Source organism: Elioraea sp., assembly GCF_022842375.1.
In the GTDB taxonomy this organism is placed as follows: Bacteria; Pseudomonadota; Alphaproteobacteria; order Acetobacterales; family Acetobacteraceae; genus Elioraea_A.
The window spans coordinates 1-18036 of the sequence record NZ_JALHPR010000038.1 but is presented as its reverse complement, the minus strand read 5'-3'; the positions used below and the strand labels follow the sequence as shown (position 1 = coordinate 18036).

At 69.8% G+C, this 18036-nt stretch carries 15 protein-coding genes and 2 pseudogenes; 10 read left to right on the top strand and 7 right to left on the bottom strand.

The annotated features are described in order from the left end of the window. The first annotated feature begins 116 nt into the window (after positions 1 to 116). The 7 genes from hrcA (at position 117) to dnaJ (ending at position 7228) form a co-directional block, all read left to right on the top strand. On the top strand, positions 117 to 1190 hold the full coding sequence (gene hrcA / locus Q0C38_RS20895; RefSeq protein ID WP_291299071.1) for a heat-inducible transcriptional repressor HrcA: 1074 nt from the start codon (positions 117 to 119) through the stop codon (positions 1188 to 1190). Between the two features lie 79 nt (positions 1191 to 1269). Then, positions 1270 to 1758: an antibiotic biosynthesis monooxygenase gene (locus tag Q0C38_RS20890; protein WP_291299070.1), complete on the top strand. Its 489-nt coding sequence runs from the start codon at positions 1270 to 1272 to the stop codon at positions 1756 to 1758. Positions 1759 to 1784: 26 nt separating this feature from the next. Next, on the top strand, positions 1785 to 2384 hold the full coding sequence (locus Q0C38_RS20885) for a TetR/AcrR family transcriptional regulator (protein WP_291299069.1): 600 nt from the start codon (positions 1785 to 1787) through the stop codon (positions 2382 to 2384). A gap of 196 nt (positions 2385 to 2580) precedes the next feature. Then, positions 2581 to 3099, top strand: coding sequence for a hypothetical protein (locus Q0C38_RS20880; protein ID WP_291299068.1), 519 nt, complete (start codon positions 2581 to 2583; stop codon positions 3097 to 3099). A 166-nt stretch (positions 3100 to 3265) separates the two neighbouring features. Continuing rightward, complete coding sequence (locus Q0C38_RS20875) at positions 3266 to 3850, top strand: nucleotide exchange factor GrpE (RefSeq protein WP_291299067.1); 585 nt, start codon at positions 3266 to 3268, stop codon at positions 3848 to 3850. A 161-nt stretch (positions 3851 to 4011) separates the two neighbouring features. Next, entirely contained in the window at positions 4012 to 5952 is a 1941-nt protein-coding gene (dnaK, locus tag Q0C38_RS20870; RefSeq protein WP_291299066.1) for a molecular chaperone DnaK, read from the top strand. Positions 5953 to 6067: 115 nt separating this feature from the next. Then, on the top strand, positions 6068 to 7228 hold the full coding sequence (gene dnaJ, locus Q0C38_RS20865; protein WP_291299065.1) for a molecular chaperone DnaJ: 1161 nt from the start codon (positions 6068 to 6070) through the stop codon (positions 7226 to 7228). A gap of 60 nt (positions 7229 to 7288) precedes the next feature. On the opposite strand, the gene Q0C38_RS20860 is transcribed toward dnaJ, so the two are convergent. The 5 genes from Q0C38_RS20860 to leuC all read right to left on the bottom strand — a co-directional run bounded on the left by Q0C38_RS20860 (position 7289) and on the right by leuC (position 12493). Beyond that, positions 7289 to 9265 carry a methyl-accepting chemotaxis protein gene (locus Q0C38_RS20860; RefSeq protein ID WP_291299064.1) on the bottom strand — a complete coding sequence of 659 codons (1977 nt, stop codon included), beginning with the start codon at positions 9263 to 9265 and terminating at the stop codon, positions 7289 to 7291. Between the two features lie 75 nt (positions 9266 to 9340). Beyond that, a complete protein-coding gene (locus tag Q0C38_RS20855) occupies positions 9341 to 9796 on the bottom strand; it encodes a GNAT family N-acetyltransferase (RefSeq protein ID WP_291299063.1) in 456 nt (151 codons plus the stop codon). Positions 9797 to 9883: 87 nt separating this feature from the next. Beyond that, positions 9884 to 10183 (bottom strand): hypothetical protein, encoded by a 300-nt coding sequence (locus Q0C38_RS20850; RefSeq protein ID WP_291299062.1) that lies wholly within the window; start codon positions 10181 to 10183, stop codon positions 9884 to 9886. Positions 10184 to 10451: 268 nt separating this feature from the next. Next, positions 10452 to 11075, bottom strand: coding sequence for a 3-isopropylmalate dehydratase small subunit (gene leuD / locus Q0C38_RS20845; RefSeq protein ID WP_291299061.1), 624 nt, complete (start codon positions 11073 to 11075; stop codon positions 10452 to 10454). Positions 11076 to 11077: 2 nt separating this feature from the next. Further along, entirely contained in the window at positions 11078 to 12493 is a 1416-nt protein-coding gene (gene leuC, locus Q0C38_RS20840; RefSeq protein WP_291299060.1) for a 3-isopropylmalate dehydratase large subunit, read from the bottom strand. A 181-nt stretch (positions 12494 to 12674) separates the two neighbouring features. On the opposite strand from leuC, the gene Q0C38_RS20835 reads away from it, so the two are divergent. Further along, entirely contained in the window at positions 12675 to 13259 is a 585-nt protein-coding gene (locus tag Q0C38_RS20835) for a hypothetical protein (protein ID WP_291299059.1), read from the top strand. Positions 13260 to 13332: 73 nt separating this feature from the next. Here Q0C38_RS20835 and Q0C38_RS20830 read toward each other — a convergent pair whose 3' ends face one another. Then, positions 13333 to 15618, bottom strand: a complete 2286-nt coding sequence (locus tag Q0C38_RS20830; protein WP_291299058.1) for an NADP-dependent malic enzyme — start codon at positions 15616 to 15618, stop codon at positions 13333 to 13335. Between the two features lie 691 nt (positions 15619 to 16309). Between Q0C38_RS20830 and Q0C38_RS23345 the strand changes: the two are divergent. Next, positions 16310 to 16414: pseudogene (locus Q0C38_RS23345) on the top strand (PEP-CTERM sorting domain-containing protein); the annotation flags it as partial. 6 nt (positions 16415 to 16420) lie between these two features. Here the strand turns inward: Q0C38_RS23345 and Q0C38_RS20820 are convergent. Next, entirely contained in the window at positions 16421 to 16816 is a 396-nt protein-coding gene (locus Q0C38_RS20820) for a VOC family protein (RefSeq protein ID WP_291299056.1), read from the bottom strand. 124 nt (positions 16817 to 16940) lie between these two features. Between Q0C38_RS20820 and Q0C38_RS20815 the strand changes: the two are divergent. Continuing rightward, positions 16941 to 18036 (top strand): annotated as a pseudogene (locus Q0C38_RS20815) (DNA mismatch repair protein MutS); the annotation flags it as partial.

The window sequence follows — 18036 nt, the reverse complement described above, 5'->3', positions numbered from 1 at the left end:
GCGTGTCGTGTGCCGGCGGGGCGGGCAACGGGGAAGGCGGACAATAGGGGCGGCGGGAGCCGGTTGGCCAGATCGGCTTCGTTGACCCACCGCCATTGCGTCCATACTTATTCAACATGGCAAACGACCAGACGCGGCGTGACGAGCCTGGCGGTCCCGGCCTGCCTGGCCGATCGGCTGTGATCCTGCGCGAGATCGTCGAGGCCTATGTCGCGACGGGCGAGCCGGTCGGCTCCCGCACCCTCTCGCGCCGCCTGCCGATGACGCTCTCGCCCGCCACCATCCGCAACGTGATGGCCGATCTCGAGGAAAGCGGGCTGATCTTCGCGCCCCACACCTCGGCCGGCCGGCTGCCGACCGACCGTGGGTTGCGCATGTTCGTCGACGGCCTGCTCGAACGTGGCGCGCTGAGCCCGGAGGAGGAGGAGGCGATCGCCGCCCGCTGCAAGGCGGAGGGGCGGTCGATCGAGGAGGTGCTGGCGGAAGCCTCCGGCCTGCTCGCCGGCCTCTCCCACGCGGCGGGCCTCGTGCTTGCACCGACCTCCGAGGCGGCGCTGAAGCATGTCGAGTTCGTCTCGCTCGGCCCGGGCCGGGTGCTGGTGGTTCTCGTGACGGAGGACGGCCAGGTCGAGAACCGGGTGATCGAGGCGCCGCTGGGATTGCCGCCCTCGGCACTGATCCAGGCGGGCAACTACGTGAATTCGCGCCTCGCCGGCCGCACGCTCGAGGACGCCCGCAAGGCGATCGAGGAGGAGATCTCCGCCCATCGGACGGAGCTCGACGACCTGACGAGCAAGGTGGTCGAGGCAGGGCTCGCGACCCAGGCGGGTACCCAGGCGGGTGCGGGGCGGGCGCTGATCGTGCGCGGCCAGGCGAGCCTGCTCGCCGACGTGACGGCGCTCGAACGGCTCGAGACCATCCGCGGCCTGTTCGAGCGGCTGGAGGCGAAGGAGACGCTGCTGCGCCTGCTCGAGCTCGCGCAGGAATCCGAGGGCGTGCAGATCTTCATCGGCGCCGAGAACAGGCTGTTCGAGGCAGCGGGCGTGACCATGATCGTCGCCCCCTACCGCAATGCGCGTGACCGCATCGTCGGCGCGATCGGCGTGATCGGCCCGACGCGGATCAACTACGCGCGGATCATCCCGGCCGTCGACTACACCGCCAAGGTGATCGGCCGGCTGCTTGGGTGATATCCTCTGGGGCGGTTGACACCGTCTACTATCTTCCTTACCCCTCTGGTTGACGCTGTCAACTTGGAGGGCTTCGCCCATGCCGACACTTCCCCCCGCCTGCCTGAAACGCTGGGCCGGAATCGCGCTGCTGTTGGGCGCCCTCGGCGGCTGCGCCATCGCCACGCCCTATCGCGAGGTCGGCCAGGCGCCGGCTGACGCCAGCGCCGACGCCGCCCTGGTGGCGATCACCGAGGCCAGGCTCGGGGGAGACCGCGCCAGCCGTGCGGCGTTCTGGGATGGCGTCCGGGAGGTCGAGCGCAGCCTGCCGTCACAGCCCGGCCTGCTCGGCTATGCGCTGAGGCGGGAGCTCCTCGGCAACACGGCCTGGACCATGACGGTGTGGGACAGCGAGGAAGCGCTCGATCGCTTCGTCGGCGCCTCGGCGCATCGCAGCGCCATGGCGGCCGGCGACCCGGCGATCGCCTCCGTGCGTTTCGCGCGGCTGACGCGGGCGCGCGATGCCGGGCCGCCGCCCTGGCCCGAGGCGCTTGACGCGCTCGCCCGCCGCGGACAGGGGTATCGATAGCGATCCCCGACCATGGAACAGCGCGCGTGGCCAGACCGGACAGAGACCTGCGGGAGGCGTGCATCGCCGAGGCCATGGCGATCGTCGCCGGCGACGGCGTCGAGCGCCTGAGCCTGCGCGAGGTCGCGCGACGCCTCGGCGTCTCCCACCAGGCGCCCTACAAGCACTTCCCGAGCCGTGACCACATCCTCGCCGCCATCGTCGCGCGCGCCTTCGCCGCCTTCGCCCGCTTCCTCGACCGCAATCCGCGCAGCGACGATGCCGATGCCGATCTCGGCGGCATGGGGCTCGCCTATCTGGACTATGCCCGCGCCCACCCGCTCGAATACCGGCTGATGTTCGGCACGCCGCTGCCGGACGGGCGCGCGCACCCCGAGATGATGGCCGAGGCGCGCCATGCCTTCGCGCTGCTGTGCGACGGGCTGAGGCGGCGGGCGGCGGCGCGCGGCGAGCAGCCTGATGACAAGGCGATCGTGCTCGATGCGCTGTTCATCTGGTCATGCCTGCATGGCCTCGCCGGCATCCATGGCGCGAGCCTCGTCGACACGCTCGCCCTCCCCCCGGGCGCGCTGGAGGCAAGCCCGGCGCACGTGCTTGGCCGGATCGGTGACGCGTTGGGCCACTGAGGCCGCGCATGCCGCGCATGCCGCGCATGCCGCGCGGCGTGCGTCATGTCACGCCCCCGAAACAATGGAAACGCGTTCGGCCACGGCGCGGAAACACGGCGGGAACATACGGCTGGCACCACTCGTTCGCCTGAGAACAACAAGAACCCTGCGAACAACAAGAACTTTGCGAACGATACGAACAACGAGGGACGCCATGCTGATCGACACCACCATCCACGCAACAGAGCCCGAGCGGGTCGCCCGCTTCCTCGCCCTCCTCTGGGGCACCGAGGCGATGCCGATCCCCGACCTTTCGGGCGGTTGGCCCGGAAGTTGGCCTGGAAGTTGGATCGCCTTCGCCGATGCCGGGGGCAGCGCCAGCGTGCTGGTGCGCGAAGCGCTGCTGCCGCGACCCGAGGCGCGCGTCGCCATCACCACGCGGCTGTCGGAGACCGCCGTGCATGCGCTCGCTGCAACCGAGACCTGGGCGAGCCGGCATGAGCGGCGCTTCGGCGAGGCAGGCAACGCCGTTGGCCACGCAGTGGTCGCCGTCACGGTCGAGCCGTTCCTGGTGCTCGAGGTGCTGCCCGAGGCGATGGCGGCGGCGCGGGCCGAGGCGATGCGCCCCTGGCGCTGGGGTGCGATGCTCGCCGGCCTCGTGCCCACCGCACGCCCGGCCAAGGCAGCGCCCGCCCTGCCCGCGATGCCCTTCCCGGCCCGCCGCGCCGCCTGAACGGGTGGGACGCGCGGCCTGCGCCTGATGCACCCCTGACGCGCCCGCCCTTCCCTTCACCGCGCCATACGCTTAAGTGTGCGCCGCCATGCAGGACACATCAGACAACGCCAAGACCCCCTCCTCGTCGCAGCCCCCTTCGTCCCCCCTGGGCCCGGAGGGAGAGATGCTGCGCGAAGGCCTGACCCAGACCTCGCCCGAGACGCTGATGGCCGAGGCGGCCCAGCGCATCAAGGCGCTGGAGGACGAGGCGGCCGAGTACAAGGACAAGTGGCTGCGCGCCGAAGCCGAGACGCAGAACGTGCGCAACCGCACCCGCCGCGAGGTGGACGACGCGCGCGCCTATGCCGTGACGAAGTTCGCCCGTGACGTGGCCGACGCCGCCGAGAACCTCGAGCGCGCGCTCGCCTCCCTCCCGCCCCCGGCGGATGACGAGCCTGAGATCGTAGGCAAGCTGCGCGAGGGCGTGGCCGCGATCGGCCGCAGCTTCCAGGGTGCGCTCGAACGCAACGGCGTGGCCCGCGTCGAGGCGGCCGGGGTGAAGTTCGACCCCGAGCTCCACCAGGCGATGGCCGAGGCGCCGTCGCCGGATGTGCCGCAGGGCCATGTCATCCAGGCCTGGACGCCGGCCTGGACGCTGAATGGGAGGCTGCTCAAGCCCGCCATGGTGGTCGTCTCCAAGGGCGCCTCGGCCGACCAGCCGGCAGCACCGGGCGCCGAGCCTGGTGCGGCGCTCGATACGAAGGCGTGAGGGTTCTCCCTCCATTGTCACCCGCTCCCCTTGTCGGGGCAGAGGGTGCTGAATACATGCACGACGTCATCTGCGGCATGCCTGCCGCTGGGAACCAGGACAGTGGGGGACGGCGTGGTGCCTGAACGGGCCGCCCGGTCTCGCCGGAACAGGAGAAGAACATGAGTAAGGTCATCGGCATCGACCTCGGCACCACGAACAGCTGCGTGGCGATCCTCGAGGGCAAGGATGTCCGCGTCATCGAGAACAGCGAGGGTGCGCGCACGACGCCGTCGATGGTCGCCTTCGCCGACAGTGGCGAGCGGCTGGTCGGCCAGGCAGCGAAGCGCCAGGGCGTGACCAACCCGCTGAACACCCTCTATGCCGTCAAGCGCCTGATCGGCCGCCGCTTCGATGACCCGATGGTCGCGAAGGACATCGGCATGGTGCCCTATCGCATCGTCAAGGCTGATGGCGGCGATGCGTGGGTCGAGGCGCGCGGCGAGAAGTATTCGCCCTCCCAGATCAGCGCCTTCATCCTCGGCAAGATGAAGGAAACCGCCGAGGCCTATCTCGGCGAGAAGGTGACGCAGGCCGTCATCACCGTTCCGGCCTACTTCAACGACAGCCAGCGCCAGGCAACGAAGGACGCAGGCCGCATCGCCGGGCTCGAGGTGCTCCGCATCATCAACGAGCCGACGGCCGCGGCTCTGGCCTACGGGCTCGAGAAGAAGAAGGCCGGCACCGTCGCGGTGTATGACCTGGGCGGCGGCACGTTCGACATCTCCATCCTCGAGATCGAGGACGGGGTGTTCGAGGTGAAGAGCACGAATGGCGACACGTTCCTCGGCGGCGAGGATTTCGACAAGCGCGTGATCGACTACCTGGCGGACGAGTTCAAGCGCGACCAGGGCATCGACCTGCGCAACGACAAGCTGGCCCTCCAGCGCCTGAAGGAAGCCGCCGAGAAGGCCAAGATCGAGCTCTCCTCCGCCAAGGAGACCGAGATCAACCTGCCCTTCATCACCGCCGATGCCTCCGGCCCCAAGCACCTTGTGGTGAAGCTCAGCCGCGCCAAGCTCGAGGCGCTGGTCGATGACCTGATCGCCAAGACGCTCGAGCCCTGCAAGTCGGCGCTGAAGGATGCCGGCGTGTCGGCGGCCGAAATCGACGAGGTGATCCTCGTCGGCGGCATGACCCGCATGCCGAAGATCTTCGAGACGGTGAAGACCTTCTTCGGCCGCGAGCCTGCCCGCAACGTCAACCCCGACGAGGTGGTGGCGATCGGCGCGGCGGTCCAGGGTGCGGTGCTGAAGGGCGAGGTGAAGGACGTCGTCCTGCTCGACGTGACGCCGCTGTCGCTCGGCATCGAGACGCTGGGCGGCGTGTTCACCCGGCTGATCGACCGCAACACCACGATCCCGACGCGGAAAAGCCAGATCTTCTCGACCGCCGATGACAGCCAGAACGCCGTGACCATCAAGGTGTTCCAGGGCGAGCGTGAGATCGCGGCCGACAACAAGTTGCTGGGCCAGTTCGACCTCGTGGGCATCCCGCCCGCACCACGCGGCGTGCCGCAGATCGAGGTGACGTTCGACATCGATGCCAACGGCATCGTCTCGGTCCAGGCCAAGGACAAGGCCACCAGCAAGGAGCAGCAGATCCGCATCCAGGCCTCTGGCGGGCTGTCGGATGCCGAGATCCAGCGCATGGTGAAGGAAGCCGAGGCGAACGCCGACGCCGACCGCAAGCGTCGCGAGACGATCGAGGCGCGCAACCATGCCGAGGCACTCGCCCACCAGACCGACAAGACGCTAAAGGAGAATGCCGAGAAGCTTGGCGGCGCACCCGAGAAGGAGGCAGCCGAGCAGGCACTCGCGGCGCTCAACGCGGTGAAGGACGGCGATGACATCGATGCCATCCGGGCAGCGACCGACACGCTCGCCCAGGCCTCGATGAAGCTCGGCGAGGTGCTCTACCGCCAGCAGCAGGCGAACCCGGAGGCCGGCGCTGCGCCAGAGGCTGGCCCAGGGGCAGGCGGCACCGAGCCGCCGAAGGACGACAAGGTGGTCGACGCGGATTTCGAGGACGTCGACGACAAGAACAAGAAGAAGTCCGCCTGAGCCGCCCTGGTTGACTTGCCAGGCACACGGCGGATGATCGCGTTGCGTGCCACCTGGATGCCGAGACCCGGCATCCAGGTGGCCGGTCCCCTTTTGACGCAATAGGCGTCCAGCCATGAGCAAGCAGGATTTCTACGCGGTGCTCGGTGCCGCCCGCGAAGCGAGCGCCGATGACCTTAAAAAGGCCTATCGCAAGCTCGCGATGCAGTATCACTCCGATCGGAACCCCGGCGACAAGAAGGCCGAGGCGAAGTTCAAGGAGGTGAACGAGGCGTACGACGTGCTGAAGGACGCGGAGAAGCGGGCGGCCTATGACCGTTACGGCCACGCAGCCTTCGACGGCTCCGCCGGCGGCGGGCGCGGGCCCGGTGGTGCCGGCTTCGGTGGGTTCCAGAACAGCGGCTCCTTCGCCGACATGTTCGACGACATCTTCAGCGACCTGATGACCGGCCGCGGCCGGGGCGGACCCAACGGCGGAGCCGGCCGCGGCGCTGACCTCCAGACGCGCGTCGAGCTCTCGCTCGAGGAGGCTTTCGCCGGCAAGAAGGCGACGCTTCGCGTGCCGACGGCCATCGTCTGCGAAGCCTGCAAGGGCTCTGGCTCAGAAGGGGCGGTGGCGCCGCAGACCTGTGCGAGCTGCAACGGCGCGGGCAAGATCCGCGCGCAGCAGGGCTTCTTCCTCATCGAGCGCACCTGCCCCACCTGCGGCGGCACCGGCAAGGTGGTCAAGGACCCCTGCAAGATCTGCGCAGGTGCCGGCCGCGTGCAGCGCGAGCGGACGCTGAATGTGGATATTCCCGCAGGCGTCGAGGACGGCACGCGCATGCGCGTCACTGGCGCGGGCGAGGCGGGCCTGCGCGGCGCGACGGCCGGCGATCTCTACGTCAACGTCATGGTCCGCCCGCACAAGCTGTTCCAGCGCGAGGGGGCCAACCTCTACTGCCGCGTGCCGCTGCGCATGACGGCCGCCTCGCTCGGCGGGTCGATCGAGGTGCCGACGGTCGAGGGCGGCCGCGCCAAGGTGACGATCACGCCAGGCACGCAGACGGGCGACCAGTTCCGCCTGCGCGGCAAGGGCATGACGCAGCTCGGGTCGTCAGCCCGCGGCGACCTCTACATCCAGGTCGCGGTCGAGACGCCGATGAACCTGACGAAGAAGCAGCAGGAGCTTCTCCGCGCCTTCGAGGAGGAGGCGGAGAAGGCGGACGACAAGTCGAGCCCGGAAAGTGCGGGCTTCTTCGCCAAGGTCCGCGAGTTCTTCGAAGGCAAGGGCTGAGGGCGCAGCCCACCGGGAAGCCGGAGCGACAGGCACATCTGCCTGCCGCCCCGCCGTTGTTCAGGCAGCGATCGCCGCTCCCGCCGCGAAGGCCACGCCAACACGCCCGTCGCTCACATGCCTCACTTCGACCTGCAGTGCTGGCCGCCCCGGTAGCGACAGCACGCCGCGCTGGCCGACCCTCGCCTGCGGGACGCCGCCAAGCCCTGCCCCACCGGGCCCGACGTCGAGGACGCGCACCGAGAAGCGGTCGGCGCCGAGCGACAGCGTCGCCTCGCCGGCTGCCGGCTGGCGGCGCTCCTCGCGGCGGTCAACCTCGGGAACGGAGGTGCGCAGGATCGCCACGACCTGCGACTTCAGCGCCTCGGTGTTGGCCGCCAGGCTCGCCGTCTCCGCCTGGGTGCGGCCGGCAAGCTCGCCCGCACCGCGCGCGTCGGTCGAGACGGAAGCGATGCGCGCGCTCATCTCGCGTGCGGCGTGCGTCACGCCGCCGATGCTCTGGGCGATCGCGCGCGTCGCACCGTCCTGCTGGTTCACCGCATCGGCGAGCGACCCGGCAAGCTGGTCCATCCGCCCGACCGACTGGGCAATGCGCCGCACCGTCTGCACCGCGGCCTCGGTCCGGTCTCGCACCGCCTCGATGTGCTGGCCGATCTCCTGCGTCGCCCGAGCGGTCTGCGCGGCGAGGCTCTTCACCTCGCCGGCAACGACGGCGAAGCCCTTGCCGGCCTCGCCGGCGCGCGCCGCCTCGATCGTGGCGTTGAGCGCGAGCAGGTTCGTCTTGCCGGCGATCTCCTGGATCAGGCGCGTCACGTCACCGATCTGCCCGACCGCGCCGGACAGGGCAACGATGACCTGCTCCGTCTCGCTGCTGTCGGTGGCAAGCCCGCGGCTCACAGTTGCCGCATCGCGCACCTGGTCCGTGATGCCACGGATGGAGGCGGCAAGCTGTTCCGCCGCATCGGCCACCGTCTCGGCCACGCCAAGGCTGTCGTCGGCGTTGCCGCGCACGGCATCGGCGGTGTGGTCGACGCGCGAGACGAGCTCTGCCACCGCGCGGCTGTCGCGCGCGAGGCCGGCCGCCTGCTCAGCCATCGCCGCCATAGCGCCGAGGGTTTCGGTCTCGACACGGTCGGCCATGCCGCGCAGGGCAGCGATTTGGCCTGCGGCGGCTTTGGCGCGCTCTGCCTCCTGCTCGGCACGAAGGCGCTTGGCCTCCTCGCCCTCCGTCCGGAAGACGGCGACCGCAGCGGCCATCGCGCCGACCTCATCGCGCCGGTCGATGCCAGGGATCTCCCCGACCGCCTCGCCCGCCGCCATCTGGCGCATCGTCACCGCAAGCCGGCGGAGCGGACCGACCGCACGGGTCGACCACGCTGCCGCAGCGACGCCGACCGCGAGCGCGCTGGCCAGCAGAACAAGCATCATGGCCTGGAACCCGCCGGCGATCCCCCGGGCATAGGTGGCGATGCCGCGGTTCTTCTCCTCCTGGAGGTCGATGAACTGGTTGATCTGTGCGAGCCAGGTGATGAAGGCGGGCCGCGCATCGCCCATCAGCATCGCGTGCGCACGCTCAGCCTGGCCGCGGTTTATCAGCGCGCTCACCTCCGTGATCATCGGCAGGGTGCGGCGCTCGGTCTCCTTGATGGCCGCGAGGATCTCGCGCTCGCGCAGCGTCACCTCCGCACCCGTTGCCATCATCGCATCGAGCCGCGTGGCACTGTCGGCGTAGAACGCGGCAAGTCGGTCGATCTCGGCCAGCGAGGCACTCCGCTCAGGCGCTGCCGTGACGAGCACGACATCACGCAGGCTGATCGCACGGTCATGCACCGAGCCGCGGAAGTTGATGGCGTAGCGCTGCTTGACGCTGTTGATGTCGTTCATCGTCGCGAGGCTGGCGCTGATCTCGTTCACGCGATTGACCGCGATCGCGCCGAGCGCGACGAGCAGCGCGAGGACGACGCCGAACCCGATGATCAGCCGAGGGGCGAGCCCGGAGAACTTGCCCTGGGCATTGGTGACTTCCGCGCGATCCATGGTGCCTCCTGGTGTGGATGCACAATGGCTTAGGAGGAAAAGGTTAACGAAACCCTGTACGGCAAAGGGGCAATGTCAGAGAGCGATCCGCCACCGGATGATCTCCCGCCCGCCGAGTGCCGGAGGCACCGTCTCGCGCCCCATGGCGATCCCGCCATTGGCCGCGATCACCCGCTGCGAGGCGAGGTTCTCCAGCCCTGCCGTCAGAATCACCGCGGCCAGGCCAATGCCGCGCGCCTCGTCCAGGAGGAGCGCCAGCGCACGCGTGGCGATGCCCTGGCGGCGGCGCTGCGGCACCACGCCATATCCGATATGGCCGGACACATGCGGCGGCAGCACATCTGTTCCCCGCTGCCAGCGCAGGTTGGCGAAGCCAGCGAAGCCGCCCGCGTCGATCCAGCGCGTATAGCCGGGAAGCCGCGGCACCGTGCTGCCATCGGCGAGGGTGATCCGCGCTCCCCTCGCCTCCGGATCATGCAGGCTGGTAAGGAAGGCATCCGCGTCGGCCGCGATCGCGGCGAGATGGGCCACGCGGATGCGTTCCCCACCGATGTTGGAGCGAGGCGACATAGCCCGCCAGCAACGCACGCGAGGGGCGCGCGAGCGTGACGGCAACGCTCAGACGAAGCGGCCCCTGAGGAAGCCCAGCGCCGGCAGCGGCGACCAGGCCCGCGGGATGTCGGCGCGGCGGATGGGAGCGACGGAGTAGCGCGGCACCGGCTGCTTCGTGCGCACGATCAGGTGCTCATACGCCCGCACCTGCGCCGCCCGCCAGGCGCGGTCCTCGAGCGCATCGTCACGCGTGCGGAAGATCTCGGCGATGCGATCGGTCTTGCCGACGGTGGCGATGACGGCCCAGAGCGTATCGTCGCCGCTGCGGGGAGCAGGAGAGCGTGGAAGGGGAGAGATGCTGTTCACGCGGCGCGCTCATGCTCCTCTGTCGGCCGACAGCGTGGCAAGGCGGGGGCCGAAACGCAACGGCCGCGAACAGGGAGCGCTGGGGGGCCCGAAAAATGAACGGGCCGGCGGCTGGGAGGTAGTTGTGCCGCCGGCCCGCCATAACGGATGGAAGCCTGCCGGGAAAGGCCACCACCCTGAACAACCCAAGAGTGGAACCGCAGAGATTACGCCAACCCATTCGGCCGCATTACGAAATGGTCATCTACCGCGCGAGGTGTGCCGGCGATCAGGCGCTCATCGGCCACACCCAGGGCCGCGCGGCGCGATCCTCCGCCTGCCAGGCCCCGATCGCCTCGCCCTGGCGCAGCGTGAGCCCGATATCGTCGAGGCCGGCCAACAGCGCCTCGCGCCGCGCCGGATCGATCACGAAACGGTGTTCCGCGCCCGACGGTGCCGTCACCACCATCCGGTCGAGGTCGACCGTCACGCGCGCGTTGCCGGGAGAGGCCTCCACCTCCTCCGCCAGCGCGGCAATCGTGGCCTCGGGCAGCACGACGGGCAGCAGGCCGTTCTGGAGCGCGTTGTTGGCGAAGATGTCGGAGAAGGAGGGCGCGATCACGGCGCGGATGCCGGCCCCGGCGAGCGCCCACACCGCGCCCTCGCGGCTGGACCCGCAGCCGAAATTCGGGCCGGCGAGCAGGATGGGTGCGGTCCTGAACTGTGGATGGTTCAGAACGAAATCGCCGTCCTCGCTGCCATCGGCGCGGCGGCGCCATACCTCGAAGGCATGCGCGCCCATCTCGGCCTTCGTGGTGCCGACGAGGCGTTCGACGCGGATGATCACATCGGTGTCGATGTTGGGCCTGAGCAGCGGTGCGGCGGGGCCGGTGACGGTGGTGAAGGGCTGCACGCTCAGAACTCCCCGCCGCGGAACATGGGCCTGATGTCGACGATGCGGCCGGCAACCGCGGCGGCGGCGGCCATGGCGGGAGAGGCGAGATGCGTGCGCGCGCCCTTGCCCTGCCGGCCGACGAAGTTCCGGTTCGATGTCGAAACACACCGCGCGCCCGCCGGCACCGCCTCGCCATTCGCCGCGACGCAGAGCGAACAGCCAGGCTCGCGCCAGTCGAACCCCGCCTCGCGAAACACGGCATCGAGCCCCTCGGCCTCGGCCGCGCGCTTGACGCGCACGCTGCCCGGCACGACCCAGGCCGTGACGCCCTCCGCCACGCGCCGGCCGCGCACCATGGCGGCGGCGTCGCGCAGATCGGAGAGGCGCGAATTGGTGCAGGAGCCGATGAACACCCAGTCGACCGGCGTTCCTGCAAGCGGACGGTTCGGCGCGAGCCCCTGGTAGGCAAGCGCATCGGCCCACGCTTTCCTGCGCGCGGGATCGGGCGCGGCGTCAGGGTCAGGGATCGGCGCGTCGACGGCGATGACATGCTCCGGGCTCGTGCCCCACGTCACCTGCGGCGCGATCGTAGCGGCATCGATCACATGATCGGCATCGAACACCGCATCGTCGTCACTGCGCAGCGTGCGCCAGTGCGCGACGGCCGCGTCCCACGCTGCCCCCTTCGGCGCATGGTCGCGCCCCGCGATCCAGGCGAAGGTGGCCTCATCGGGGGCGACGAAGCCGATGCGCGCCCCCATCTCGATGGTGAGGTTGCAGAGTGTCAGCCGCGCCTCGACCGGCAGCGCGCGCACGGCGGAGCCTGCCCACTCGACGGCGAATCCTGCCGCGGCGCCGGTGCCGAGGCGGCCGATCGCGGCGAGCACCGCATCCTTCGCCGTGGTGCCCTGGGGGAACGTGCCCTCGAACCGCACGCGCATGGCGCGCGGCTTTTCCATCCGCAGCGTCTGCGTTGCCAGCGCGTGCGTGAGCTCCGAGGAGCCGACGCCGAAGGCAAGAGCGCCGAGACCGCCATTGGTGCAGGTATGGCTGTCGCCGCAGATGACCGTCAGCCCCGGCAGCACGATGCCGAGCTCCGGCCCCATGACATGCACGATGCCCTGCCCGTCCTCGCCGAGGTCGAACAGGCGGATGCCATGCGTGGCGGCGCCACGCCGCAGCGCATGCACGCCACCCGCCCCCTTGGCGAAGGTCTCCGCCGTGCGGCCGGGCGCGGTAGCGACGGCGTGGTCAGGTGTGGCGAAGGCGAGTGCGGGGTTGGGGATGGCGTAGCCCTTCTCCGCCACCTCCGTCAGCGCGCGGGCGCCGGAGAGGTCGTGCAGCAGGATGCGGTCGATATGCACGAGGTCCTGCCCGCCGCCCGCGGGCGCGATGCGGTGGAGCGACCAGAGCTTGTCGAGGAGGGTGCGGGGCATGGGGGTGAGATGCCGCGTGTGGGACCGCGCGGCAAGGGGGAGTTAGCCGCAATGCACGAACAGCTGCGGCGCAGTTTTGTGTGTGACTTGCCGCCCAGCTTTGGCAGCTATTGTCTGGGGCACCCGGCAGCCCCGGCATCGCGTCCTTGCCGCCTATGCAGCAACCTCACAGGATTTGGAGATGGAGACGATTATAGGCTCGATCGAACGGGTGCTCTCGTCAGTCACCGCGCTCGTCTGCGCGGCTGTCGCGGTTGTCGCCTATATTGTCAGAGACGTCGTTCCACTTGACTGGCAGTGGGTGACAGTCGTTGTGATGTGGTTGTTTGGCGCAGTTGCACTCGCGAAAACGTTGGAAAACGCGTTACGCGCAGGGCGCCGAGCGTGGATAAGTCGCCGAGCCAGCAAGCGACGAGAGCAGCGGCGAGCAGATGAAAAGGCCAAGACGCAGGAAGAAGAAAGACAGAAACTCGAACAGCGAGAGGCATCGAGGCTCGCTGTTCTGAAGCGTTTAGAATTCCTTGCAGACGACGAAATTCTCCTTATAGCGTCGGCCCTCAGGAGTCGCTCACAGACTATCCAGATATCGCTTTCATCGCCGACCGCGCGAGCGCTCTCGAGCAAAGGAATTCTGGCAAACGCGGGTGGCCTTGGCGAGGAAGATAACTGGCCATGGACGTTCCGCGACTTCATTTGGGAGCACCTAATTGAGCGCAGCAACGAATTCCAACAGCGTGCAGAAAAAGTGAATCTAAGGCCCCGTTAGTCCAGAGATCCGACCCGACACGTAAGCTCTTGCGCGCACAGATGGTGCTCAAGTCGGGGTAAAGGGCGCCCCGCTACCGCGCCAAACTCTGATACGCCGCGAACGCCGCCATGAGCACCACGGTGTTGGTCGAGGCATCCAGCGGCACGATCTGCACGGGGTGCCCGAGGCCCTGGAGGATCGGGCCGATCACCGTCACCTGGCCAAGCCGCGGCAAGGCGCGCGTCAGGATGTGGGCCGCGTGCAGCCCCGGCATCACCAGCACGTTCGCCGGCCCCGTCAGGCGGCAGAACGGGTAGAGCGCGCGCAAGGTGGGGTCGAGCGCCACGTCGGCGGCCATTTCGCCGTCGTACTCGAAATCGGGCTTACGCTCGTCGAGCAGCGCGACCGCCTCACGGATCGAGCCCGGAATGGAGCCCTTGGGGTCGCCGAAGGTGGAGAAGGAGAGGAACGCCACGCGCGGCTCAAGCCCCATGCGGCGCCCTGCCGCAGCGGTGGCCTTGGCGATGTCGGCCAGCTGCTCGGCGTTCGGCCGCTCGTGCATCGCGGTGTCGGCCACCAGCACGGTGCCCTGGTCGGTCAACAGGATGGAGATGCCGAAGACGAGATGGTTCGGCGCCGGATCGATCACCGACAGTACGCCCTCGAGGCTCACGCTGTAGCTGCGCGACAGGCCCGTCACCATCGCATCCGCATCGCCCAGCGCCACCATGCAGGCGCCGAACACGTTGCGGTCCTGGTTGACGAGGCGCTGGCAATCGCGCGCAAGCGCCCCCTGCCGCTGCGTGCGCGCGTAGAGGAACTCGGCATAGCGCGCATTCGCACCCGAGAGCCGGGCGTTGTGCACCTCGATGCCGGCGGTGTCGCCGAGGCCCAAGCCCTCCATGGTCGCGAGCACGCGTTCCTCGCGGCCGATCAGCACGGGAATGCCGTAGCCCGCGTTGCGGAACGCCACCGCCGCGCGGATCGTCTTCTCCTCCTCGCCCTCGGCGAACACCACGCGGCGCGGATTGGCGCGCACCGCCTCCATGATCGCGTCGAGCGCGGCCGAGGTCGGGTCGAGCCTGGCGGCAAGGTCGCGCACGTATTTGCGCAGGTCCTTGAGCGGCTTGCGCGCCACGCCGCTGTCCATCGCCGCCTTCGCCACGGCAGGGGACACGCGCGCGATCAGCCTGGGGTCGAACGGCAGGGGAAGGATGTATTCCGGCCCGTAACGAAGCCTGGAGCCGAGCGTGGCGGCAGCGGCGTCGAGCTCATCGGGAACGTCCTCGCGCGCGAGTGCAGCGAGCGCCTCGGCGGCGGCGACCTTCATCGCGTCGTTGATGGTGGACGCGCGCACGTCGAGCGCGCCACGGAAGATGTAGGGAAAGCCGAGAACGTTGTTCACCTGATTCGGATAGTCGCTCCGCCCCGTTGCGATGATCACGTCGCTGCGCGCGGCCTTCGCGTCCTCCGGCGTGATCTCGGGGTCGGGATTGGCCATGGCGAAGATGATCGGGTTCGCCGCCATGGAGCGGACCATGTCCTGCGTCACCGCCCCTGCCTGGGAGAGGCCGAAGAACGCATCCGCCCCCACGAGCGCCTCGGCGAGCGTGCGCGCGCGCGTGTCGGCGGCATGCGCCGATTTCCACTGGTTCATCCCCTCGGTGCGGCCCTTCCAGATCACGCCCTTCGTGTCGCAGAGGATGACGTTGTCGCCGCGCATGCCCATCGCCTTCAGCAGCTCGACGCAGGCGATTCCGGCCGAGCCCGCGCCGTTGACGACGAGCGTCATGTCGCGGAGCTCGCGCCCCGTGAGATGGGCGGCGTTGATCAGGCCCGCGGCGGCGACGATGGCGGTGCCGTGCTGGTCATCATGGAACACCGGGATGTCCATCAGCTCGCGCAGCCGCTGCTCGATGATGAAGCACTCGGGCGCCTTGATGTCCTCGAGGTTGATGCCGCCGAAGGAGGGGCCGAGATAGCGGACGGCGTTGACGAAGGCGTCGGTGTCCTCGGTATCGATGCAGAGGTCGATGCTGTCGACATCGGCGAAGCGCTTGAACAGCACCGCCTTGCCTTCCATCACCGGCTTGCCCGCGAGAGCGCCGAGGTTGCCCAGGCCCAGCACCGCCGTGCCGTTGCTCACCACCGCCACCATGTTGCCCTTGGCCGTGTACTCGTAGGCGAGCGAGGGGTTGGCGGCGATGTGCTTGCAGGGTTCCGCCACGCCGGGGGAGTAGGCCAGCGAGAGGTCGCGCGCCGTCGTCAGCGGCTTGGTGAGGCGGATCTCGAGCTTGCCCGGCTTGCCCATGGCATGGAGCTGCAGGGCCTCCTCGGCCGTCACGCGCGCGCTGCGCCCGTCATTCGCCCCGTCCATGGTCGCTCCTCCGCATAAATCCCTGATCTTGCCCGCACCTTGGCAGGGCGCCGCGATCAGGGAAAGCCGCGCGGGCGGAGGCGCCTGCACGGCCACGTGCCCGTGGGCGACATACACAGGTCCGTGATTGCGCGATCGAACGAATGTGCCTAGCCTCCGCATCGTCGTCATATTTGGTCGTACGTGGCGACATTGGCGCACGGGATCGCTCCCTGGCCGCAATCGACGACCGGGGGGGACCACACCAATGCATCACATGCACCGCCTGGCCTGTGCCGCCGGGCTCCTGGCCGCACTCGTCGCCGCGCCGGAGGCCAAGGCCAGCCTGATCGGCGATACCGTCACGTTGACGCAGAGCGAATATGCCGTGACGCCAAGCGCCGCCGTCGTCGGCGATGCGGCAGAGTTCCTCGTGGTGCTTGATTCCGACCCTCGCTTCCGGGTGGACGTGGCGGCCTTCTCGGTCACGTTCAGCCTCGCGTTGCAAGGTGGTCTTTCCCCCTTTGCCTCCACCTTCACGCTCGGCGATCTCGACTTCGCCGGCGCGCCCGGCGGCATCGTCGGCATCAGCACCGCCACCGCGGGGTCGCCAGGCGGCTTCACCACGAGCTTCACCGCCGACAGCCTGATCCTGGCCGTGAACGGCTTTCCATGGCTGGACGGCTCGAGCGTGACGGTGACGTTCGACGTCGGGGCAGCGCCGGTGCCGGTGCCTGAGCCTGCGTCCCTCGCGCTGCTCGGCGCCGGCCTCGTCGGCCTCGTCGCCGCCCGGCGGCGCCGCCCCGCGCAGGGCTGAGCCGCCTCAGCCCGCGGTCGAAAAGGTCAGCTCGATCTTCTGGCCCAGCGGGTCGGTCAGGAAGATCTGGTGCAGCGGGAAGCCGGGCACCGGGGCCTCGGAGAAGCCGATGCCGGCGGCCGCAAGCCGCTCCCGCGCGGCCTCAAGGCCCGTGGCGGTGAAGGCCACATGGTCGAACCCAGCGCTGCCGGGTGCTGGCGCCTTCGCCCCGGCGGGCAGCGATGCGCGGCCGGCCAGATGCACGACGGGGCTGTCGTTCAGGTAGAGCCAGTGGCCGGGGAAGGGAAAATCCGGCCGCCGCCCCTCGGTGAGCCCGAGCGCGGTGACGTAGAAGTCGCGCAAGGCCGCAAGGTCGGCCGGTGAGCAGTTGATCGTCATGTGGTTCATGCCGCTGAGCGTCATGCTGTCCTCCCCGTCTTCCGCGGCAGTGTAGCGCGGCCCCGCGCGGCAGCGCACCTGTCGCCCTTGCGCCGCCGCGCACCTGTCGCCCTTGCGCGGCCGCGCCGCTCTCGCCACCGTGCGCGCCGTGCCCAGGCCCGACGCCCCCTCCCCGATGCTCGCCCAGTGGTTCGCGGCGAAGGAGCAGCACCCCGACGCGGTGCTGTTCTTCCGCATGGGCGATTTCTTCGAGCTGTTCTTCGAGGATGCGGAGAAGGCCGCGCCGGCGCTCGACATCGCACTGACCACGCGGGGCGAGCATGCCGGAAAGCCCATCCCGATGTGCGGCGTGCCGGCCGCGAACGCGGAGCCCTATCTCGCGCGGCTGATCCGCCGGGGCTTCCGCATCGCCATCGTCGAGCAGACGGAAACGCCCGAGCAGGCCAAGGCCCGCGGCCATCGCGGCCCGCTGCCGCGCGCTGTCGTGCGCGTCGTCACGCCGGGCACCATCACCGAGGAGGCGCTGCTCGAGCCCGACCGCCCCTCCTGGGTCGCGGCCACGACGGCGGGCGATGACGGCATCGGCGCGCTCGCCTGGCTCGACATCACCACCGGCACCTTCGCCTGCCGCTCGCTGCCGGCGCGCGACCTTGCCGGTGCCATCGCCGCCCTCGATCCGGCAGAGCTGCTGGTGGCCGAGGATGCGGCGGGCGATGCGGCACTCCTGCCCTGGAAGCAGCGGCTGGTCGCGCTGCCCGCCACGCGCTTCAAGCCGGAGCCGGCGGCGCGGACGCTGCGCGAGGCCTATGGCGTGGCGACGCTGGATGGCTTCGGCAGCTTCGCCGATGTCGAGATCGCGGCGGCCGGCGCGCTGCTCGCCTATGTGCGATCGACGCAGGCAGGCGCGCTGCCGCTGCTGGCCCCGCTCGCACGCGAAACGGCAGCCACGACCATGGCGATCGATGCCGCCACCCGCCGCAGCCTGGAGCTCACCACGAGTGCTACGGGCGGGCGCGAGGGCAGCGTGCTCGCCGCGATCGACCGCACCGTCACCGCCGCTGGCGGGCGGCTTCTCGCCGCGCGCCTCGGTTCGCCCGCGACGCTGCCTGACGCCATCGCCGCGCGGCATGACGCTGCCGGCTTCTTCCTCGCCGATGCCGCCGCACGCGAGGCGGTACGTGCGCTGCTTCGCCGGGCCCCCGACATGGCGCGCGCGCTCGGGCGCATCGGGCTCGGGCGCGGGA